The organism is Kitasatospora sp. NPDC059747 (assembly GCF_042732955.1).
Taxonomy (GTDB): Bacteria; Actinomycetota; Actinomycetes; order Streptomycetales; family Streptomycetaceae; genus Kitasatospora.
The window spans coordinates 9595-28286 of the sequence record NZ_JBHWGV010000118.1; the positions used below are offsets into that span (position 1 = coordinate 9595).

16 protein-coding genes and 2 pseudogenes are annotated in these 18692 nt (G+C 71.5%); 10 read left to right on the forward strand and 8 right to left on the reverse strand.

Going from position 1 to position 18692, the window contains the following annotated elements; genetic code table 11:
* The first annotated feature begins 182 nt into the window (after positions 1-182).
* Entirely contained in the window at positions 183-407 is a 225-nt protein-coding gene (locus ACFV4G_RS35290; protein WP_380446276.1) for a hypothetical protein, read from the forward strand.
* A 20-nt stretch (positions 408-427) separates the two neighbouring features.
* On the opposite strand, the gene ACFV4G_RS35295 is transcribed toward ACFV4G_RS35290, so the two are convergent.
* The 3 genes from ACFV4G_RS35295 to ACFV4G_RS35305 all read right to left on the reverse strand — a co-directional run bounded on the left by ACFV4G_RS35295 (position 428) and on the right by ACFV4G_RS35305 (position 4957).
* Positions 428-1588 carry a tyrosine-type recombinase/integrase gene (locus ACFV4G_RS35295; protein ID WP_380446277.1) on the reverse strand — a complete coding sequence of 387 codons (1161 nt, stop codon included), beginning with the start codon at positions 1586-1588 and terminating at the stop codon, positions 428-430.
* Between the two features lie 952 nt (positions 1589-2540).
* The gene (locus tag ACFV4G_RS35300) at positions 2541-4460 is read right to left on the reverse strand and encodes a DNA/RNA helicase domain-containing protein (protein ID WP_380446278.1); all 1920 of its coding nucleotides are present in this window, start codon (positions 4458-4460) and stop codon (positions 2541-2543) included.
* 368 nt (positions 4461-4828) lie between these two features.
* A complete protein-coding gene (locus ACFV4G_RS35305) occupies positions 4829-4957 on the reverse strand; it encodes a hypothetical protein (RefSeq protein WP_380446279.1) in 129 nt (42 codons plus the stop codon).
* Positions 4958-5099: 142 nt separating this feature from the next.
* Between ACFV4G_RS35305 and ACFV4G_RS35310 the strand changes: the two are divergent.
* The 6 genes and pseudogenes from ACFV4G_RS35310 to ACFV4G_RS35335 all read left to right on the forward strand — a co-directional run.
* Positions 5100-5714, forward strand: a pseudogene (locus tag ACFV4G_RS35310) (pyridoxal-phosphate dependent enzyme); the annotation flags it as partial.
* Positions 5711-6536, forward strand: a pseudogene (gene trpA, locus ACFV4G_RS35315) (tryptophan synthase subunit alpha). The pseudogenes ACFV4G_RS35310 and trpA, both read left to right, overlap by 4 nt.
* Before the next feature lie 136 nt (positions 6537-6672).
* The gene (locus ACFV4G_RS35320; RefSeq protein ID WP_380446280.1) at positions 6673-7317 is read left to right on the forward strand and encodes a dihydrofolate reductase family protein; all 645 of its coding nucleotides are present in this window, start codon (positions 6673-6675) and stop codon (positions 7315-7317) included.
* 113 nt (positions 7318-7430) lie between these two features.
* Positions 7431-7985 carry an NUDIX domain-containing protein gene (locus ACFV4G_RS35325; protein ID WP_380446281.1) on the forward strand — a complete coding sequence of 185 codons (555 nt, stop codon included), beginning with the start codon at positions 7431-7433 and terminating at the stop codon, positions 7983-7985.
* A gap of 99 nt (positions 7986-8084) precedes the next feature.
* Positions 8085-8768 carry an HAD family hydrolase gene (locus tag ACFV4G_RS35330; RefSeq protein ID WP_380446291.1) on the forward strand — a complete coding sequence of 228 codons (684 nt, stop codon included), beginning with the start codon at positions 8085-8087 and terminating at the stop codon, positions 8766-8768.
* Between the two features lie 332 nt (positions 8769-9100).
* Positions 9101-9985 carry an LLM class flavin-dependent oxidoreductase gene (locus tag ACFV4G_RS35335; protein ID WP_380446282.1) on the forward strand — a complete coding sequence of 295 codons (885 nt, stop codon included), beginning with the start codon at positions 9101-9103 and terminating at the stop codon, positions 9983-9985.
* A gap of 100 nt (positions 9986-10085) precedes the next feature.
* On the opposite strand, the gene ACFV4G_RS35340 is transcribed toward ACFV4G_RS35335, so the two are convergent.
* From ACFV4G_RS35340 to ACFV4G_RS35355, 4 genes are all read right to left on the reverse strand, one after another.
* A complete protein-coding gene (locus tag ACFV4G_RS35340; protein ID WP_380446283.1) occupies positions 10086-11105 on the reverse strand; it encodes a transglycosylase SLT domain-containing protein in 1020 nt (339 codons plus the stop codon).
* A gap of 93 nt (positions 11106-11198) precedes the next feature.
* Positions 11199-12422, reverse strand: coding sequence for a CHAP domain-containing protein (locus ACFV4G_RS35345; protein ID WP_380446284.1), 1224 nt, complete (start codon positions 12420-12422; stop codon positions 11199-11201).
* Between the two features lie 133 nt (positions 12423-12555).
* Positions 12556-12867 carry a hypothetical protein gene (locus ACFV4G_RS35350; RefSeq protein WP_380446285.1) on the reverse strand — a complete coding sequence of 104 codons (312 nt, stop codon included), beginning with the start codon at positions 12865-12867 and terminating at the stop codon, positions 12556-12558.
* A gap of 29 nt (positions 12868-12896) precedes the next feature.
* Entirely contained in the window at positions 12897-13229 is a 333-nt protein-coding gene (locus ACFV4G_RS35355; RefSeq protein ID WP_380446286.1) for a hypothetical protein, read from the reverse strand.
* Positions 13230-13521: 292 nt separating this feature from the next.
* On the opposite strand from ACFV4G_RS35355, the gene ACFV4G_RS35360 reads away from it, so the two are divergent.
* Complete coding sequence (locus tag ACFV4G_RS35360; RefSeq protein ID WP_380446287.1) at positions 13522-14499, forward strand: LuxR C-terminal-related transcriptional regulator; 978 nt, start codon at positions 13522-13524, stop codon at positions 14497-14499.
* A gap of 168 nt (positions 14500-14667) precedes the next feature.
* On the opposite strand, the gene ACFV4G_RS35365 is transcribed toward ACFV4G_RS35360, so the two are convergent.
* Complete coding sequence (locus tag ACFV4G_RS35365) at positions 14668-15099, reverse strand: PPOX class F420-dependent oxidoreductase (protein WP_380446288.1); 432 nt, start codon at positions 15097-15099, stop codon at positions 14668-14670.
* A 233-nt stretch (positions 15100-15332) separates the two neighbouring features.
* Here ACFV4G_RS35365 and ACFV4G_RS35370 point away from each other — a divergent pair, with 233 nt between their 5' ends.
* A complete protein-coding gene (locus ACFV4G_RS35370) occupies positions 15333-16082 on the forward strand; it encodes an ATP-binding cassette domain-containing protein (protein ID WP_380446289.1) in 750 nt (249 codons plus the stop codon).
* Positions 16083-16744: 662 nt separating this feature from the next.
* A complete protein-coding gene (locus ACFV4G_RS35375) occupies positions 16745-18187 on the forward strand; it encodes a glyceraldehyde-3-phosphate dehydrogenase (RefSeq protein ID WP_380446290.1) in 1443 nt (480 codons plus the stop codon).
* Positions 18188-18692: the final 505 nt, after the last annotated feature.

Sequence of the window (18692 nt, forward strand, 5' to 3'; positions counted from 1 at the left end):
CACCGAAAGCGGCGCGCTTCCTGAGAGTCGGAGCGGTGTGGCAGGGCTCTGTGTTCGCCGTTGTGTGGCTCGCGGAGCGGGGGGCCCCCCCCCCCCCCCCCCACGGCAGCTTGCCGGGGGCCGCTTCGGTCGCCTTCCCCGACGCTGAGCGGCTCGCGGACTCAGCCGCCTGCTGCCCCGACATGCTCGACGACGACACGTTCGCCTGGCTCACTGTGGCCATCTTCGAGGAGGAATCCCTGCGGCGTGACGCCCGGCTGGCGGTCCCAGAAGCGGTCACCCTGCCGGACGGGGCAGCACAGGACCTTCTCGAACTCCTCCAGCAGGACTCGGCAGAAGGCCCGGCCGAGGAGGCTCGCTCAGGCGATTCGGAGCTCGCCGATCCTCGGCCGGGCACGAGGGCCTGACGCGAGGAGTGCCGACTGGCTCACGCCGCCTGTCCGAGGCAGTGACCGATGGCGGGATCGGCCGGGCCCGCCACGTTGGCGTCCGCCCGGTCGAGGGCGGAGGCGAGCGCTGTAACGGCTTCGTCGGCGGAGTCCTTGAGGAGGTGGCCGTAGAGGTTGATGGTGATCGCCAGGGTGGAGTGCCGAAGGGTCTTGGACACGATCGCGAGGGGGATGTTCTCGGCGATCATGATGCTGGCCGCCGTGTGGCGCAGGTCATGCAGGCCGATGCGGGGGAGGCCGAGCTCGGCGGAGCGCTTGCGGAGCTGGTCCAGGACCCACTGGGGGCGCAGCGGCGTACCGCCCGGGTGGGAGAAGACCAGGCCCTCCAACCGGCTCTCGGGGTGGGCGCGCATCTGGATCGCGGCCTGGCGGTGGATGGCGGTCATGACTCTGGGGGAGAGGCTGATCCAGGCGCGGCTGGCCTCGGTCTTCGGCTCGCGGAGGTGAATCTTCCCGTTGTCGATGGCGGCGAGGGTCCAGCGGACGTAGAGCTTACGGTCCATGAGGTGCACATCGGACCAGTGCAGGGCGAGGATCTCGCCGCGGCGCATGCCGGTGCCGAGCATGACCTCGAACAGGTCGGTCAGCTGATCGGCGTACTGCTCGGCGCCGTGGCGCAGGAACGTCGCGGCTTCGTCGGGGGTCCAGCAGGTGCGCTCGGCGGCGCGGGGCCGGGCGGGGACGGAGTGCTTGGCGGGGTTGTAGCGCAGCCCCCAGGAGCGGACGGCGTGGTTGAGGGCGTTGCGCAGGGTGGAGACGATCCGGTAGACGGTGACCTTGCCGCGCTTGGCCTTGCGCTGGGCGGCGATCCAGCGCTCGATGTGCTTCGGGCGCAGGTCGGGCAGCCGGTAGTGGCCGAACGCGGGGATCAGGTCCCGCTCCACGCACGCCTCGTAGCCGGCGTAGGTGTTCGGCGCGAGCTCCTCCTTCTTCGCGGCCAGCCACTGCCGCAGGAAACTCGCCATGGTCATGCGCCGGTCCTCATAGACCCCGCGCAGCTCACCGTTCAGCACCGCCTTCATCTCCCGGGCCGCCTCGGCGCGGGTGGCGAACCCGCCGCGTCGGCGGGTCTTTCGCTTCCTGTCCTCCGGGGCCAGGTCGACGCAGTACGTCCACGACCCGTGACCCGCCTCCTCCAACAACCGCACACACCACGGACCCAACTGCCTCCCGTGACCGTCCGAACAACCACACCGCCGGTACGCCCGACCACGCTGCGCACGCTGTCCCATGAGCTTCCCCTTCTCTCGGACTGAGTGGTGCCTCTGGGGCAAGAGTGACTGCAGTGTCGGGTGTGGTGGTAGAGCGTGCGGGGCGGTGCGCGAAGCACTCAGAACCACGTGGCGAAGACACGCTCAAGACGACACACCACCAGGAAGATCACCATCCGTAGCCGGTGGGTAGGGGACCGTGATCCGACTGCAGAAGCCGGCCCCGCGAGTCGACCAACGCCGTCGACGCAGCGGCTGTCGGGCGCGCGCGAAGGTGGTTGCTGAAGGGCCGACAGATCTCGGTCACCGGCAGTAGCTACGACCGGGTCGCTGGCCCTGGGACCACTTTGGGACCATGCGAGCTGAGCGCTCATGAACGCTGGTGGGCGAAAACGGACGCTTGTGCGCAAAGTAAACACTGGGCCACCGTCAGCAGTTCGTGACATCGCTTCCGCTGAGAGTCTCCAACTCACGTGCACATCATGGTAGTTGAGCAACAAAGAAGCCGGGACCTTGAGGTCCCGGCTGTCGACAATAGTTGAACCCCTTAACTGGGGGTCAAGGGGTCGCAGGTTCAAATCCTGTCGTCCCGACATTGTGTCGGAAGGCCGTTGGCCGGGAGAAATCCCAGGTCAGCGGCCTTCTTGCTGATGGCGCCGGTCATCGGCCCACAGGCAGGGATTCCATCGGTCGCCGGGCGACACCGGGAGTGGCACGCCGAACAGGTCTTCCGCGGTACGCCCCGAGCGGCTCTGGGGCCGGCTCCTGTCGGCTGAGAGCGGGCCGTCCGATCGCCGACCCATCAGCGGTGGTCATGTGCCGTCCGACTCCAGCCTGCACGGCTGTCCCCGACCGTGCAGACTGGTTCGTCCCGATTGCCTCACGTGTGATCAGTGAGTGGCAATCGGCCGCGGTCGTGCGCTGCTTCGATCCGGCCCGTCTGCTGCCCGGTGACCAGGTCCCGCAACTTGGCGCGGGTCTCCGGGTCCGTCGAGTACACGACTGTACCGATCATTCCTCGCGTCAGCAGCACCTTGTAGGTGTTGCGGATCAGGCGGTCGATGTCGGCGTCGGTGGTGGACTTGCGAAAGACGGGGTCCTTCGACGCCGTCCGGTCGGTGATCCACCGGTCGGTCCGCCAGACGAGGTCCGGCCCGAGGATGACGCCGCTCCAGTCGTACTCGAAGCCCTGGGCCGTGTACACGCAGCCGACCTGGCCGAAGCCGGCCGGGTCGGTGGCCCAGAGTGCGGCGGGAGGGGCGCCGGCGATAGAGCGGTCGCCGTAGACGTTCCACGGCCGGGCCCAGTCACCGATGTGCACGTCGAGGGGGAGCAGGTCTCCGGGAGCGACCTTCGTGGTCCACTTCCAGCAGTATCCGGCCGACATGCGGGCGCCGTATCCCTCCGCACGCCGGGCGTCGAGGAAGGCCTCCAGCTCCTGGGGGCTGTCGGCCACCTCCAGGGCGACCTTGCCGTCGGGCTCCCAATCGACGGGGCCGCCGGGTTCGAGGTCCAGGAGGCGTACCACCCAGTGCAGGTAGGCGTCGCTGCCGCCGCAGCGGAACTGGCTGTCCAGTTCGACCACTTGGCAGTCCAGGCCCTTCACGGCGGCGGCCCGGATCTGGGCCACGGTGCCCATCTCGCCCGGCCGGACGACCTGGTGCTCGTCCAGCAGGAACACGGGCACTCGGGCGGCGTCGATCAGCTCCTCGATCTGGGGCTTGCCGGTGCGCTGGGCGGCCCGGGTGTAGCGGTTCGCCGACGTCTCCCGGATCCGGTGGGCCTCGTCGCAGATCAGCACGTCCAGCCCGTTGCGCTCGGCGGTCATGAAGCTGTTGAAGTACTTGAACAGGTCTTGGACCGCACGTTTCCGTGCGCCGGCGACCCGACGCATGGTGGTGGTGAACGAGCTGGACCCGGTCGCGTGCAGAGCCGTGACGCCACGCCGGTACAGATCGCCGAGGAGGGACAGCGCGATGACGCTCTTCCCGGTGCCGGGGCCGTCCGTGATGACGACGACCTCCTTGTGGTCGGACTGCTGCGCCCGACGGACCGCGCGCAGCACCAGCTCGTAGGCGACCTTCTGCTCGTCCAGCAGGACGAACTGCTCGCGCTCGCGGACCTCTTCGGCGGCGACCGCCATCAGCTGCTTGGACGGGGCCACCTTGCCCGCGAGCAACTGATCTGCCGCCTCTGCGCCGGAGACCGGCTTCAGCTTCGAGCGGAGGTACTGGACGAACTCCCCGCGGCGCTCGGCGGTGAAGAGCCGGCCGCGCTCGTCCTGCGGCACCTCGTAGAGGCCCTGGACGCCGAACTCCGTCGCATTGTGGAGGAAGGCCACGCCGGACAGCTGCTCGGGATGAGCGGCGAGTGCGCCATTGAAGGAGACGAGGTAGTCGCAGTAGCCGCGGACCTGCTCGATCGGGTTCAGCACCGGTCGGGTGTACGCGTCGACCCGGCAGAGCAGCGGCTCGCCGTCCTCCGGAAGCGCGCTGCTCCACTGCTTGAGCTCGACCACCACGTACGACGGTGCGCCCGTGCCCGGGTGGACGCCGGCGAGTATGACGTCCGCGCGCTTGCTGTTGAGCGGAAGCGAGTACTCGAGGAGCACCTCCACCATGCCGAGCCCGGCGTCCAGCAGAGCATTGGTCAGGACCGGGATGCTCCGTTCCCACGAACGCACCTCGGACGGGCTGGGCTTGTGGCCGTGCTTGTGGACGAACTGGTCGATGAGGCGCACGAACAGTGATCCGGCCAGGCTCTCGGCGGCGACCGCGGACGCGGAGTCGCGGAACAGCAAGGAATGCTCCCAGGCAGCACGAAGTGACTCGTGCGGGTGGGGGCATGTCCCTGGAGGGAAGCCCGGCGGGCCGCGCTGATGACAGGGCCAAACCTACAACGGAGAGCCTGAGCTCGTACCCGAACACCTGAGCCTTCGCCAACGCGGGTTCAAATCGTGTCATCCCGCGTTGCTTTCGCAGGGCGTAGGCCGTTCTGCTGTGTGTGGGAACGGCCTTTTTGATACACCGTGAGCTGGTGGGTTTGCGTTGGCCTCTCGGCTGGCCGGCTGGCCGGCTGGGGGGTGATGGGTGCGGCGGAGGGGGCGGCTCCCGGGCCCGCTCGACGCGGGGGGCGGGGTGGGGTGGGGGAGGGGAGGGGAGGGGGCGGTTAGGACCAGCCGTTGTCGGCGATGACGCGGGGGGTGGCCGAATCGGCGTCGGTGTGGCTGATAAAGAGCGCGAGCGCAGCAGTGAGGGTGGAGACCACGAGGGCGATGCGCACGGAGAGCGACTGCATGGGGGTGATCCTGTTCTGGGTGATCTGGTGAAATGCGGACCGAGCTGTTCCGGTCGCCTTCTCTCGTGATCAGCTTGCCGTGCTCCCGGAGGCCGGGGGAGGGGCTCTGACCTGCGGTATACGCGCCTGTTGTAAACACGAAGCCATGGTCCGCGACTTCCACCGCGTCATCGGCGTCGAGGCCCGGCGCCAGATCCTGGAGCGCACCGGGCGCCTGCCCGACGCCGTCGCGGCCTGCGTCGGCGGCGGCTCCAACGCCATCGGCCTCTTCCACGCCTTCGTCCCGGACGCCGGCGTCCGCCTGGTCGGCTTCGAGCCCGCCGGACACGGCGTCGAGACCGGCGAGCACGCGGCCACCGTGACCGCCGGCGAGCTCTGCGTCCTGCACGGCTCCCGCTCCTACGTCCTCCAGGACGAGGAGGGCCAGATCACCGAGCCGTACTCGATCTCGGCCGGCCTGGACTACCCCGGCATCGGCCCCGAGCGCTCTTACCTCAAGGACAGCGGCCGCGGCGAGTACCGCGCCGTCACGGACGACGCCGCGATGCAAGCCCTGCGCCTGCTCTCCCGCACCGAGGGCATCATCCCGGCCATCGAGAGCGCCCACGCGCTGGCCGGCGCCCTCGACCTGGGCAGGGAACTGGGGCCGGACGGCCTCATCGTGGTCAACCTGTCCGGACGCGGCGACAAGGAGATGGACACGGCCGCGCGCTACTTCGGCCTGTACGAGGGCACCGCAGAGGGCACGACCAAGTGAGCACCGAGCACACCGGGAACCCGGAGCCGCTGAGCGCCACCCTCGCGAAGGCCCGCGCCGAGGACCGGGCGGCCCTGGTCGCCTACCTCCCGGCTGGCTTCCCGACCGTGGACGGCGCCATCGACGCGGTCAAGGCCGTCCTGGCGGGCGGCGCCGACGTCGTCGAGGCCGGCCTGCCGCACAGCGACCCCGTCCTGGACGGCGCGGTCATCCAGACTGCCGACGACATCGCCCTGCGCGGCGGCGTGAAGATCGCCGACGTGCTGCGCACCGTGCGCGAGGCGTACGAGGCGACCGGCGCGCCGGTCCTGGTCATGACCTACTGGAACCCCGTCGACCGCTACGGCGTCGAGCGCTTCACCACCGAACTGGCGGCGGCGGGCGGCGCGGGCTGCATCCTGCCCGACCTGCCGGTCCAGGAGTCCGCGCTGCGGCGCGAGCACGCGGCCAGGCACAACCTGGCGACCGTCTTCGTCGTCGCCCCCAGCAGCCGGGACGCCCGCCTGGCCACCATCACGGCCGCCGGCTGCGGATTCCTCTACGCGGCCTCGCTCATGGGCGTCATCGGCACCCCGCACGTCGGTCGGCGACCAGGCCCAGGATCTCGTCCGCCGCACCCGCACCACGACCGACCTGCCCGCCTGCGTCGGCCTCGGCGTCTCCACCGCCGAACAGGCCCGCGAGGTCGCCGGCTTCGCCGACGGCGTGATCGTCGGCTCGGCTTTCGTCAAGCTCCTCCTCGACGCCCCGGACCTCCCGGCCGGCCTGACCGCCGTCCAGTCCCTGGCCGCCGCCCTCGCCGCAGGCGTGCGGCGAGCCTGACGGAGGGTCTCCGGCGGAGCGGGCGGTACGACGCGCGGCCGGGGGCTGCCGGGATCCGGTGCCGGGCGCGGTTACGCTCGGCAGCGGTGAGTGCGGTGAGCCGCCGCACCCCGGATCGATGGCAGGAGGCCACGTCGTGTCCCGCGTGCGAGTCCACAACTTCTCGATCTCCCTCGACGGCTACGGCACCGGTGAGGGCCAGAGCCTCGACCAGCCGTTCGGCCACGCCGGGACGCGGCTCCACCAGTGGTTCTTCGGGACCCGGACGTTCCGCGAGATGCAAGGGGCCGAGGGCGGCAGCACGGGCGTCGACGACGCCGTGGCGCGCGCGTGGGGTGAGGGCATCGGGGCGGAGATCATGGGACGCCGCAAGTTCGGCCCCCAGCAGGGGCCTTGGGAGGACCACGACTGGACCGGCTGGTGGGGCGCCAACCCGCCGTTCCACACCCCGGTGTTCGTCCTCACCCACCACCCGCGCCCGTCCGTCGAGATGGACGGCGGCACCACCTTCCACTTCGTCGACGGCACCCCGCACGAGGTGCTCCACCGGGCGCGCGAGGCCGCGGGCGGCCTGGACGTGCGGATCGGCGGCGGCCCGAGCACCGTCCGCGCCTTCCTCGCCGCGGACCTGGTCGACCACCTCCACGTCGTGGTCGTCCCCATCGTCCTCGGCCGCGGCGAGCGCCTGTGGGACGGCCTGGAGGGCCTGGAGGAGCGCTTCCAGGTGGAGTCGGTCACGACCCCGAGCGGCGTCACGCACGTGACGTTCACACGGCCGTAGGGGCGACGGCCGGCCCGGATTCAATTCGGCCGGGGGAGCGCGCGTGCCCGGTACGGTGGGGGCTGACGTGGTCAACGGGCTTGCGGGGCAAGGGGCGTGTGGAGGGTGTCGGCGTGGTGAGTGGGACGGGGCCTGCGGAACTCCTCGGGGAGTACCGGGCGCGGGGAGCGGCCGAGGCGGCGGACGTCGAGCGGGCGCGCGGGCTCCTCGGGAGCGGCGTGGACGCGTGGGACCGCGGGACGCCGCTGCACTTCACGGCGTCCGCGCTGATCGTGCACCCGGAGAGCGGGCGGGTGCTGCTGCGGTGGCACGTTCGGCAGCAGGCGTGGCTGCACGTCGGCGGGCACGGCGATCCCGGGGAGACGGAGGCCCTGGCGGTCGCGCTGCGGGAGGGGCTGGAGGAGACCGGGCTGACGGACCTCGCGCCCTGGCCCGACGCGGCGCTCGTGCACGTCGCCGTGGTGCCGGTGCCCGCCTCGACCCGCGAACCGGCGCACGAGCACGCGGACCTGCGCTTCCTGCTGGCCACCGCGACGCCCGAGGCCGTACGGCCGGAGAACCCGCAGTCGCCGCTGGAGTGGCTCACCGTGGCGCAGGCCCGGGAGCGGACCACGGAGGCGAACTTCCGGGAGACGATCGACCGCGCCGGGCGGCTGCTGGGGGCCTGAGCGCGGTGCCGGGCGGCCGGGAAAATCGGGTGGCGGGCGGAAGCGGAACGGGTAGCGTCGGGCGTCCTGCCGTACACGTGAGGTGGATCAGTGGAGCAGATGCTCAAGGGCCAGACGCTCGTCTTCGACGCCGACGACACACTGTGGGAGAACAACGTTCTCTTCGAGCGCGTCATCGACGGCTTCATCGACTGGGTGGCCGCCCCCGGGGGCGAGGCGCGGACGAGGGTCCTGCTCGACGCTATCGAGGCGCGGAACGTGGCGGCGCACGGCTACGGCTCCGAGGTGTTCCGGCTGAGCCTGCGCGAGTGCCTCCAGGAGGTCCGCGGCCGGGTGGCGACGGATGAGGACGACGCCCGGATCACCGAGCTGCTGCGGCCGCTGACGGATCGTCGGGTCGAGTTGATCGAGGGCGTCGCCGAGACGCTCGCCGCCCTCGCCCCGCGCCACGAGCTGCTGCTGCTCACCAAGGGAGCGGTGGAGGAACAGCAGTGGAAGGTGGACGCCTCCGGCGTCGCCCACCACTTCCGGAGCGTCCACATCGTGCCGGAGAAGGACGAGGACACCTACCGGCGGCTCACCGCCGAGCTCGGCCTGGACGCCGGCCGCACCTGGATGATCGGCAACTCGCCCAAGTCGGACATCCTGCCCGCCGTCCGTGCCGGGCTGAAGGCCGTCTTCATCCCGCACGAGCACACCTGGGTCATGGAGCACGAAGAGCTGCGACCCGAGGACGCGACGCTGCGACTGGCGCGCTTCGGCGAGCTGCTGCGGCACTTCTGACGTGAGGTGAAGACATCGGGGACGGCCCCCCTCCCGCACCAGGAGGGCCGTCCCCTTTCGCATGCCCGCGGAGCGCCCGGTAGTGGGGTGGGGGCGGTCGGATAGGGGTTCACCGCTGTGTCGGGGCGGTCGGCTTCCCGGATCCACTGCTGCGCGTGACGGCGCGGAACGGATACGAGGAGACGGGTAGTTGAGGACAGCGACGGAGGAGTGGAGGCACCGCTTCCACCCGGCCGACGGCGCTGCGGCCAGGGGCGCCGCCCCACGAGGGCCGACCGTCGACCGGGCCTGTCGCCGCCGGCGCGCGGAACCGCCGGGCTACAGTCGGCCGCATGCGCCTCAGCACCGTGATCCTCCCCGTCCACCGGTGGGGCGAGGGACAGAAGCTCTGGCGGCGGGCCGAAGAGCTCGGCTTCCACGCCGCCTACACCTACGACCACCTGTCGTGGCAGTCGTTCCGCGACGAACCCTGGTTCGGCGCGCTGCCCACCCTGACGGCGGCGGCCACCGCGACCGAACGCATCCGCCTCGGGACCCTCGTCACCAACCCCAACTTCCGCCACCCGGTCACCCTGGCCAAGGAGTTGATCACGCTCGACGACGTCTCGGGCGGACGCCTCACCGTCGGCATCGGCGCCGGCGGGACGGGCTTCGACGCGCAGGTGCTCGGGCACGAGGAGTGGTCCCCGAAGGAACGGGCCGACCGCTTCGGCGAGTTCGTGCCGCTCCTGGACGCGCTGCTGCGCCGGGACGCGACCACGCGGGACGGCCGCTACTACGCGGCCGTCGAGGCCCGGAACATCCCCGGTTGCGTCCAGCGCCCGCGCGTGCCCTTCTGCGTGGCCGCGACCGGCCCGCGCGGGCTGCGGCTCGCCGCCCGGTACGGCCAGGGCTGGGTCACCTGCGGGGACCCGGCCGACCCGGACGTCCCGGCGGAGCGGGCCCCGGGCGTCGTCGCCGCACAGCTCGCGAAGCTCACCGCCGCGTGCGAGGCCGAGGGGCGGGATGCAGCCTCGCTCGACCGGCTGCTCCTCCAGGGCTTCACCAGCGAGCGGCCGCTCGACTCACTCGACGCCTTCGTCCAATGGGCGGGAACGTACCGGGAGTTGGGGATCACCGAGCTGGTCGTGCACTGGCCGATCCCGGACACGTGCTTCGCCGCCGACCTCGCCGTGTTCGAGCGCATCGCCACCGAGGGCCTGGCCCAGCTGGGGTGAGCGCTTTCGGGGGCGGCCGACGGCGGAAGCCACCTGGGGTGGCCAGGTGGCTTCCGGGGGGTGGGGCTGCGGGCTGGGGGCTGCGGGCGGGGGCTGGGGCTCAGGCGAAGTAGGTGCTGGTGGGGTTGGTGAAGCCCTGGCCGATGATCACGCTGTTGCCGAAGGGCATGGTGTTCATGCCGTTGTCGTTGTGCCAGGCGCGGAGTGTGCCGGCGGGGTCGTTCTGGGGGTTGTTTGCGGGCTGGTCGTAGATGAGGTCGGCGCGTCCGTCGCCGTCGAGGTCGGCGAATTTGACGCGGGTGGGGTCCATGAAGCCCTGGCCGATGATGACGGAGTTGCCGAAGGGCATGGTGTTCATGCCGCCGTCGTTGTGCCAGGCGCGCAGGGTGCCCTCGGGGTCGTTCTGGGGGTTGCCTGCGGGCTGGTCGTAGATGAGGTCGGCGCGTCCGTCGCCGTCGAGGTCGGCGAACTTGACGCGGGTGGGGTCCATGAAGCCCTGCCCGATGACGGCCGAGGTGTCGAACGGCATCTGGGCGAACCCGGCCGCGTTGTGCCAGGCCGTGAGCGTCCCGTCCGCCGAGTCGCTCACCACCGACGCCCGGCCGTCACCCGCCAGCGAGGCGGAACCGCCCCCCGATACCCGGGCGGCGGCGGCCTGCGCCGCTGCGAGGTAGGTCCTGTAGGCGTTGTTGTGGACCCAGGTCGTGCAGATCGTGGAGTCGTAGGTCGACCACGGGCAGAAGTTCGTCCCGTGCTTCGATATCTCCCAGGCCGCGTTGGCGTTGCACTGCGGGTCGAAACGGCAGTTCGGGTCCTGGGCCTGGGGATGGACGGTGTTGATCTGCCAGAGCCCGTAGTCCACCGTGCCGTTGGAGTTCACGTGGCTAGCCTGCGGGTTGCAGTGCGACTCGGCCATGGCGACGGCGATCGCGGTGACGAGGGTGTCGCGGCTGAAGCCGGCCTGCTTGGCGACCTGGGCGCAGAGGTCTATCCCGGTGGCGGCGGTGGCGTTCGCGGTGGCGGAGGCCGGGGCGGCGGCGCCGAAGGCGCTGGACGAAAGGGCGAGCACGGCAAGGGACTTGGCGGCGAAGCGGGTGGCGCGGGAACGGAGGGAGAGCATGACGGAACTCCTGTCGGCGAGGTATCGGCTGATGGCATGGGCGGGGGCGGCGGCTTCGGGTGAGGCCGCCGCCCCGGGTGCTCGGCTGGGGGCTCAGGCGAAGTAGGTGCTGGTGGGGTTGGTGAAGCCCTGGCCGATGATGATGGAGTTGCCGAAGGGCATGGTGTTCATGCCGTTGTCGTTGTGCCAGGCGCGCAGGGTGCCGTCGGCGTCGTTCTGGGGGTTGTTCGCGGGCTGGTCGTAGATGAGGTCGGCGCGTCCGTCGCCGTCGAGGTCGGCGAACTTGACGCGGGTGGGGTCCATGAAGCCCTGGCCGATGATCACGCTGTCGCCGAAGGGGGCGGTGGTGAAGCCGTTGTCGTTGTGCCAGGCGCGCAGGGTGCCGTCGGCGTCGTTGAGGGGGTTGTTCGCGGGCTGGTCGTAGATGAGGTCGGCGCGCCCGTCGCCGTCGAGGTCGGCGAATTTGACGCGGGTGGGGTCCATGAAGCCTTGCCCGATGATGACGGAGTTGCCGAAGGGCATGGTGTTCACGCCGCCGTCGTTGTGCCAGGCGCGCAGGGTGCCCTCGGGGTCGTTCTGGGGGTTGTTTGCGGGCTGGACGTAGATGAGGTCGGTGCGTCCGTCGCCGTCGAGGTCGGCGAACTTGACGCGGGTGGGGTCGGTGAAGCCCTGCCCGATGACGGCCGAGGTGTCGAACGGCATCTGGGCGAACCCGGCCGCGTTGTGCCAGGCCGTGAGCGTCCCGTCCGCCGAGTCGCTCACCACCGACGCCCGGCCGTCACCCGCCAGCGAGGCCGGCAGGCGGCTGTTGGTCAGACCGACCGGGCTGACGAAGACGGTGGGCTGGGTGTGCCAGTCGTGCCAGTCCTCGAATTTGACCCAGCTGGTTTCGAGGTTGTTGCTGCCCTCGTTGCCGCCGATGGTCTGGATCATGTTGCCGTCCGCGGAGACTCCGATGACGATCTGCACGTGCGAGATGGTCGCCGTCTTGTGGACGGCGGCGTCGCCCACGTGCGGGGTGTTCGAGGTGGTGTTGTTGCGGGTCCCGTAGTCCTTGAAGCTCTGCACGGAACTGCCGAGGCCGCTCAGGTTCTCCACGCCGGCGTCGCGCCAGATCTTGAGGGCGAAATCGGCGCACCACTCCTCGGACGGGAAGCCCAAGTCCGTGCGGTGCTGCCCGATGTGTGCTCGGGCCTGGGTGACGATGGCGGAGCCGGGCGTGCCGGCCTCGGCCGGTGACACGGTGGCGGTGAACAGGGCTCCGGCGACGGCGACGGCGGCGAGTGCGGCGGCGAGGCGGCGGGAAACGGCGGTCATTTTCTGGGTGTCCTTTCGGAATTCGTCCAGGGCGGTGCGACCGGGCGGCACGGAAGAGCCGGTCCGGGCGGTTTCGGGCACGGTGGAGCGATATTTGGTCGGACTTTCGAAATGCGACGGAAAGAAGGGGAGTTCAGAGAATCCAGGGCGCCGGAATGTCGCCGGCGACGCGCCAGCCGTGCAGCGCGGGGGATTCGGCGAGAATGCGCGCACAGATCGCGTGCGTCGCGGTGCGGGCGGCGGCGGCGTTCTCGGCGCTCACGAAGGCCGCGACGTCGAACCGGTGTGCGGTGCCGCGCACCCGCAGGTGCTCCAGGCCGTCGCAGGGCCGGGCGTGCCGCCGGATGAGGGCGGCGAGGGCGGTGTCGGTCAGGTGCGGGCGCGTCGGGTGCGGCGGGCCCGGTGGGGTGAAGTGGTCGGTGTCAGCGGTCCGGCCGGTCGCCACCAGTCGGACCGTGACCAGGTACAACGGGCTCAGCCCTGCGGTGCGGCCGGCGCCTGCGGTGTGGTCGGGGTGCCGGCGGGCGTGTCCGCCGGAGTCGGGTCGGGGGTGGCTGCCGGGGTCGGGTCCGGGTCGGCTGCCGGGGTCGGCGCGCCGGACGGCAGCGGCTTGGAGCAGCCTCCGACGCAGCCCCACTCCGCCCCGCCGACGGGCGCCCCGGCGTCGGTGTGGATGCGGACCTCCGCCGGCGCCCGGCCGGTCGTCCCGTCCGCCGCGCCGCCCGCGACCGCGCTCGCCGCGGTACCGGCGATGGCGACAGCGGCGGCAACGGCGAATCCCGCGATGACGGTCCTCAGCTTCGACATGACTATTCCCCTCATGAACGGTCGGCGGATTCCGGGGAATTCCACCGTGGCTGGTGTGAGCGCCTGATCGATCCGGAATTCCCGCTTCCCGCGTTCCGTCCCGGTCGCCCGCTCCGACGGGAATTACTCTGCCTGCCCGCCCGACTGCTGTCACGGTCGGCGGCGGTTCAGCAAGCGGCCTGGCCGCATCCTGACAGTAAGTCGTTGCCGGGGCTCCCCGCCGGGCGCACAATCGTGCTGACCGAGCCGCGGGGGAGCGGCGTACCGGAATCAACTCGGGGGAGTTACAGGGATGTTGGAGCCTTTGGGGCTGTCGTCCGACGCTGAGCGGGTCTACCGGACCCTGCTCGCCCAGCCGAGCTGGAAGCTCGCGGACATCGCCGCCCACCTGACACTGACGGAGCGTCACGTCAGATCGGCGTTGGACGAGCTGGCCGATCTTGCGCTCCTCCGCCCGGCCGACGGCCCGGCCGACGAGCTGCTGCCGATCAGCCCGTCGGTCGGGCTGGCCACCCTGCTCGCCCGCGCCGAGGCCGAACTCGCGGACCGGCAACGCCGGATCGAGGCCACCAGGGCGGCCGTCGCCACGATCGCCGCGGAACACGACGGCGCCCGCGCCCGGGAGTCGATCACCCGGCACGAGGGGATCGAGGCGGTCCGCGCGAGGATCGAGGAACTCGCCGCCGCCACCCGCACGGAGATGGTGTCCCTCAATCCCAACAGCGCCCAGACGCCGGACGCGAAGGCCGCGAGCAAGCCCCTCAACCAGCAACTGCTGGAACGCGGCGTCGCGATCCGCTGCATCTACCAGGACAGCTTCCGGAACGACCCCGCCACCCTCGCCGCGGCCCGGTGGCTGGCGGAGCTCGGCGGACAGACCCGGACCGTGCCCACGGTGCCCCTGCTGATGATCGTCATCGACCGGGAGACCGTCCTCGTCCCCATCGACCCCGCCAACAGCCGCCTCGGAGCCCTCGAACTCCGCAGCCCCGGCGTGGTCACCGCCGCCTACGCCCTCTTCGAGCAGACCTGGCTGAACGCGACCCCGTTCGGCGAGAGCGCGACTCGTGACGGGAACGAACTCACACTCCAGGAAAGGGAGATCATCAAGCTCCTGGCCGACGGGCACACCGACGAGATCGTCGCCCGCAGGCTCGACCTCTCCACCCGCACCACGCGCCGCGTCGTCGCCGAACTGATGGGCCGCCTCGACGCCCGCAGCCGCTTCCAGGCCGGCCTGCGCATCGCCGAACGCGGCTGGCACCGCTGACGGGCGAGGGCCCCGGGGCCGTGCGCCCCGGGGCCCTCGTCGCCGGTCCGTCGCCGGTCCGTCGCCGGTCCGTCGCCGGTCCGTCGCCGGTCCGTCCTCGGTCCGTGCCCGGCTCGTCTTCCGGTGCGTCTCCGGGTGCGTCTTCCGGTGCGTCTCCCGGGCTCGTCCTCAGGCGAGGTCCGCGCCGTACACGTGGTCGACCGTCATGGTGACGAGCACTCGCCGGTCCGCCACCATCACCGCCCGGTACTCGTCCCAGTCCGGGTGCTCCCCGGCGGCCGTCCGGTAGTACGCGACGAGCGCCTCGACCTCGGGCCCGTGCGGGTCCGTCCCCGGCCCGGTGAGCGTGACCGTCCCCTCCGCCGTGGCCCACGAGCGGCCGTCCGGCCCGGTGACCTCCAGCGCGGCCCGCGGATCGCGCCGCAGGTTCGCGGTCTTCGCCCGACCCTCGGTCGTCGAGACGAGGACCACCCCGGCCGCCCGGTCGAAGTACGGCAGCACGGGCGACAACTGCGGCCGCCCGTCCCCCTTGATCGTCGCGAGCACCCCGAGCCTGCTTGCCTCCAGCAACGCGTACGGGTCGAACCCAGTGTCGGTCATGGGCCCATGGTGCCCCCTCACACCGGTGTGAAGGTCAACCCCGGCGGGGCGTGTCGCCCCGGTGCGCCGGCTCGGCCGACCCTGCCGATCGGCACATTTCTCCGTCGGGGGTGCAGCTAGGTGCACCCGAACCCTGCAGAAAGGCACATCCCTTCGCCGGCGCGGGCGGCCTAGCGTCGATCCCGGGGCCATCGGTGTGCGGTGGCCGGGGACGAGGAGACGGGAGTGCGCGGATGGGGGCGGTCCGTGGGCCGGCACTGCGGTTGTCGGGGCTGCGCAAGCGGTTCGGGCGGACGACGGCCGTGGCCGGGGTGGAGCTGAGCGTGCCGAGCGGGTCCTGCTACGGGCTGGTGGGTCCGCGCGGGGCCGGCAAGAGCACCGTGCTGGCGATGGCGGCGGGCCTGGTGCGGCCGGACAAGGGCACGGCGGAGGTCTTCGGGGCGGACGTCCGGACGGATCCGCAGCGCGCCCGCCCGGCGGTCGGGCTGGTGCCGGACTTGGTGGCCCTGCCGCCGTGGCCGCGGGGGCGCGAACTGCTCTCCTCACTCGGCCGGTTGTGCGGCGAGGAGGGGCCGGCGGCCGAGGCCCGCGCCGGGGCGCTGCTCGCCCTGCTCGAACTCGACGGCGCGCAGCGGGCGTCGCCGCCGGAGTACGATCCCGGGCTGCGCAAACGGATGGGGCTGGCCATCGCGCTGGTCCACGCCCCCCGACTACTGCTGGTGGACGAGCCGTTCGACGCGGTGGACGCGCGGTCGGCGGCGGTCATGGGGGCCGTCCTGACGCAGTTCGTCGCGGCCGGCGGCTCGGTGCTGCTCGCCGGTGCGGCCGTGGCACCGGTCGAGCGGCTCTGCGACCACGCGGCGGTGATGATCGGCGGGAGCGTCGTGGCGAGCGGACCGATGGCACCGGGCGGTGACGGACTCGCGCGTGTGGTGGACGAGTTGTCCGGAGGGGAGCGGATCCCGCCGAGGGCCCCGGCCTGACCGGGCGCGTCCGTCCGGCCGTCCGGTCGGCCTGACCGGACGGATGCGCAGTGCGTGCGGAGCCAGGAGGAGCAGGAGCACCAGCGCGGGCCCCGCCAGGACGGCCGTGCACCGGAAGAATCCCAGCGCGATCCCGCCGGCGTCCCCGTGGTCGCACCCGCCCGCGGTCCGGCATGCGGGCGCCCGTCGCCATGCGGATCAGCAGCAGCACGTAAAAGGGTGTCGTACAACACACGAGGCAGCGCGCCGCCGCCTGCGCGAGCCACCGCGTCTCCGCGAGGACGCGCTGCCCGGCGTTCCGGCGGGCGCAGCCGCCCAGCAGGATCAGCAGGGCGGGGGCGCCCGCCGCCAGGCACGCGCTGCGGACGTTCCGCGTGCCGTAGCGGTAGCCGGACAGCCCGAGCGCGAGGGCGGGTTGGGCCAGGACGGCCGCCGGCACCGGCGCCCCGAAGGCGCGCTCGACCGAGCGTCGCCCGCCGTCTTCGACGACCCGTCTCCACCGTTTCTCCCCCCGTCGATTCCGAACGCGTTCACGGAGAATTGAACGCGTTCAAATTTGAGCCGTGGGGGCCGCCCGGTCAACGCCGGCCGGGGGAGGCCGCCGGATCGAAAATCCGCGAAGCTACCATGTGGGCAACACCCTCAGCTCGAAAGATGGACTTGTGACTGTCAACGACGACGTGTTCACGGACTGGAAGAACCGCGAGGAGATCGCGGAGTCGATGATCCCGATCATCGGGCGGCTGCACCGCGAGAAGGACGTCACCGTCCTGCTGCACAGCCGTTCCCTGGTGAACAAGTCGGTGGTCAGCCTCCTCAAGACGCACCGCTTCGCCCGCCAGATAGCCGGCGAGGAGCTCTCGGTCACCGACACCATGCCGTTCCTCCAGGCGCTGACCGCCCTGGACCTCGGCCCCTCGCAGATCGACCTCGGGATGCTGGCCAGCACCTACCGGGCCGACGACCAGGGCCTGACGGTGGAGGAGTTCACCGCCCGCGCCGTCGCCGGCGCCACCGGTGAGAACAAGCTGGAGCGCCGGTCCGCCCAGGACGTCGTGCTGTACGGGTTCGGCCGCATCGGCCGCCTCGTCGCCCGCCTGCTGATCGAGAAGGCCTCGGGCAACGGCCTGCGCCTGAAGGCCATCGTCGTGCGCAACGGCGGCGGCGACGACCTCGTGAAGCGCGCCTCGCTGCTGCGCCGCGACTCGATCCACGGCCAGTTCCAGGGCACGATCACCGTCGACGAGGCGAACAACAAGATCATCGCCAACGGCAACGAGATCACCGTGATCTACTCCGACGACCCGACCAAGGTCGACTACACGGAGTACGGGATCAAGGACGCCATCCTGATCGACAACACCGGCCGCTGGCGCGACCGCGAGGGCCTGTCGAAGCACCTGCGCCCCGGCATCGCCAAGGTGGTGCTCACCGCGCCGGGCAAGGGCGACGTCCCGAACATCGTCCACGGCGTCAACCACGACATGATCAAGCCGGACGAGCAGATCATCTCCTGTGCCTCCTGCACCACCAACGCGATCGTCCCGCCGCTGAAGGCGATGGAGGACGAGTACGGCGTCGTCCGCGGCCACGTGGAGACCGTCCACTCGTTCACCAACGACCAGAACCTGCTGGACAACTACCACAAGGCCGACCGCCGCGGCCGCTCGGCACCGCTGAACATGGTGATCACCGAGACCGGTGCCGCCTCGGCCGTCGCCAAGGCGCTGCCGGACCTCAAGGCGAAGATCACCGGCAGCTCGATCCGCGTGCCCGTGCCGGACGTCTCGATCGCCATCCTCAACCTCCAGCTGAAGCGCGAGACGAACCGCGAGGAGGTCCTGGACTACCTGCGCGACGTCTCGCTGACCTCGCCGCTGAAGCGCCAGATCGACTTCATCGACTCGCCCGACGCGGTGTCCAGCGACTTCATCGGCTCGCGCCACGCCTCGATCGTGGACGCCGGCGCCACCAAGGTCGAGGGCGACAACGCGATCCTCTACCTGTGGTACGACAACGAGTTCGGCTACTCGTGCCAGGTCGTCCGGGTCGTCCAGTACATCTCGGGCGTCGAGTACCCGACCTTCCCGGCCCCGGCGGCCTGAACCGCCCGGACCGCGTGACACCGTGACGGCGGTGGGTGGTGGCCTCGTGAGAGGTCGCCGCCCACCGCCGTTCCGTTTCCCGCCGCCGTGCCGTTTCCCGGGGCGGTGAGGCTCCCGGGGTGCTGGGGGTCCTGGGGCGACGGTGGTTCCCGGGTGGTGAGGCCGCCCGCGGCTGGTCCGAGGGCGAACGGCTATCTTGATGGGTCACGGACACCGGGAGGGAGCGGGCGATGGGCAGGATCGGTCGGCGGGCGGCCGCCGTAGTGGCGGTCGGGGTGCTGGTGGGGGTGCTCGGCGGATGCGCGTCGGGGGACAAGGGCGCCACCAAGGACGCTGCGGGTGGGGCGAGTTCGGGGTCGAGCGCGTCGGCGGCGGCGGGCGGCGCGGCCGGTACGTCCGGTGCCCAGGCGTCCGGCCCGGCTGCCGGGGGTGCCGCGGGCGGCGCGTCCGACGCGGCCTCGGGGGGGGGGGGGCGGGGGGGGGGGCGCGCGGGGGGGGGGGGGGG

Excerpts from the sequence above, each read along its gene's own strand:
- ACFV4G_RS35365 (WP_380446288.1), bottom strand. The coding sequence starts at position 15,099 with ATGACCGACACTGGGTTCGACCCGTACGCGTTGCTGGAGGCAAGCAGG.
- ACFV4G_RS35340 (WP_380446283.1), bottom strand. The coding sequence starts at position 11,105 with ATGCTCTCCCTCCGTTCCCGCGCCACCCGCTTCGCCGCCAAGTCCCTT.
- ACFV4G_RS35355 (WP_380446286.1), bottom strand. The coding sequence starts at position 13,229 with ATGTCGAAGCTGAGGACCGTCATCGCGGGATTCGCCGTTGCCGCCGCT.
- ACFV4G_RS35345 (WP_380446284.1), bottom strand. The coding sequence starts at position 12,422 with ATGACCGCCGTTTCCCGCCGCCTCGCCGCCGCACTCGCCGCCGTCGCC.
- ACFV4G_RS35370 (WP_380446289.1), top strand. The coding sequence starts at position 15,333 with ATGGGGGCGGTCCGTGGGCCGGCACTGCGGTTGTCGGGGCTGCGCAAG.
- ACFV4G_RS35305 (WP_380446279.1), bottom strand. The coding sequence starts at position 4,957 with ATGCAGTCGCTCTCCGTGCGCATCGCCCTCGTGGTCTCCACCCTCACT.
- ACFV4G_RS35335 (WP_380446282.1), top strand. The coding sequence starts at position 9,101 with ATGCGCCTCAGCACCGTGATCCTCCCCGTCCACCGGTGGGGCGAGGGA.
- ACFV4G_RS35330 (WP_380446291.1), top strand. The coding sequence starts at position 8,085 with ATGCTCAAGGGCCAGACGCTCGTCTTCGACGCCGACGACACACTGTGG.
- ACFV4G_RS35360 (WP_380446287.1), top strand. The coding sequence starts at position 13,522 with ATGTTGGAGCCTTTGGGGCTGTCGTCCGACGCTGAGCGGGTCTACCGG.
- ACFV4G_RS35290 (WP_380446276.1), top strand. The coding sequence starts at position 183 with ATGCTCGACGACGACACGTTCGCCTGGCTCACTGTGGCCATCTTCGAG.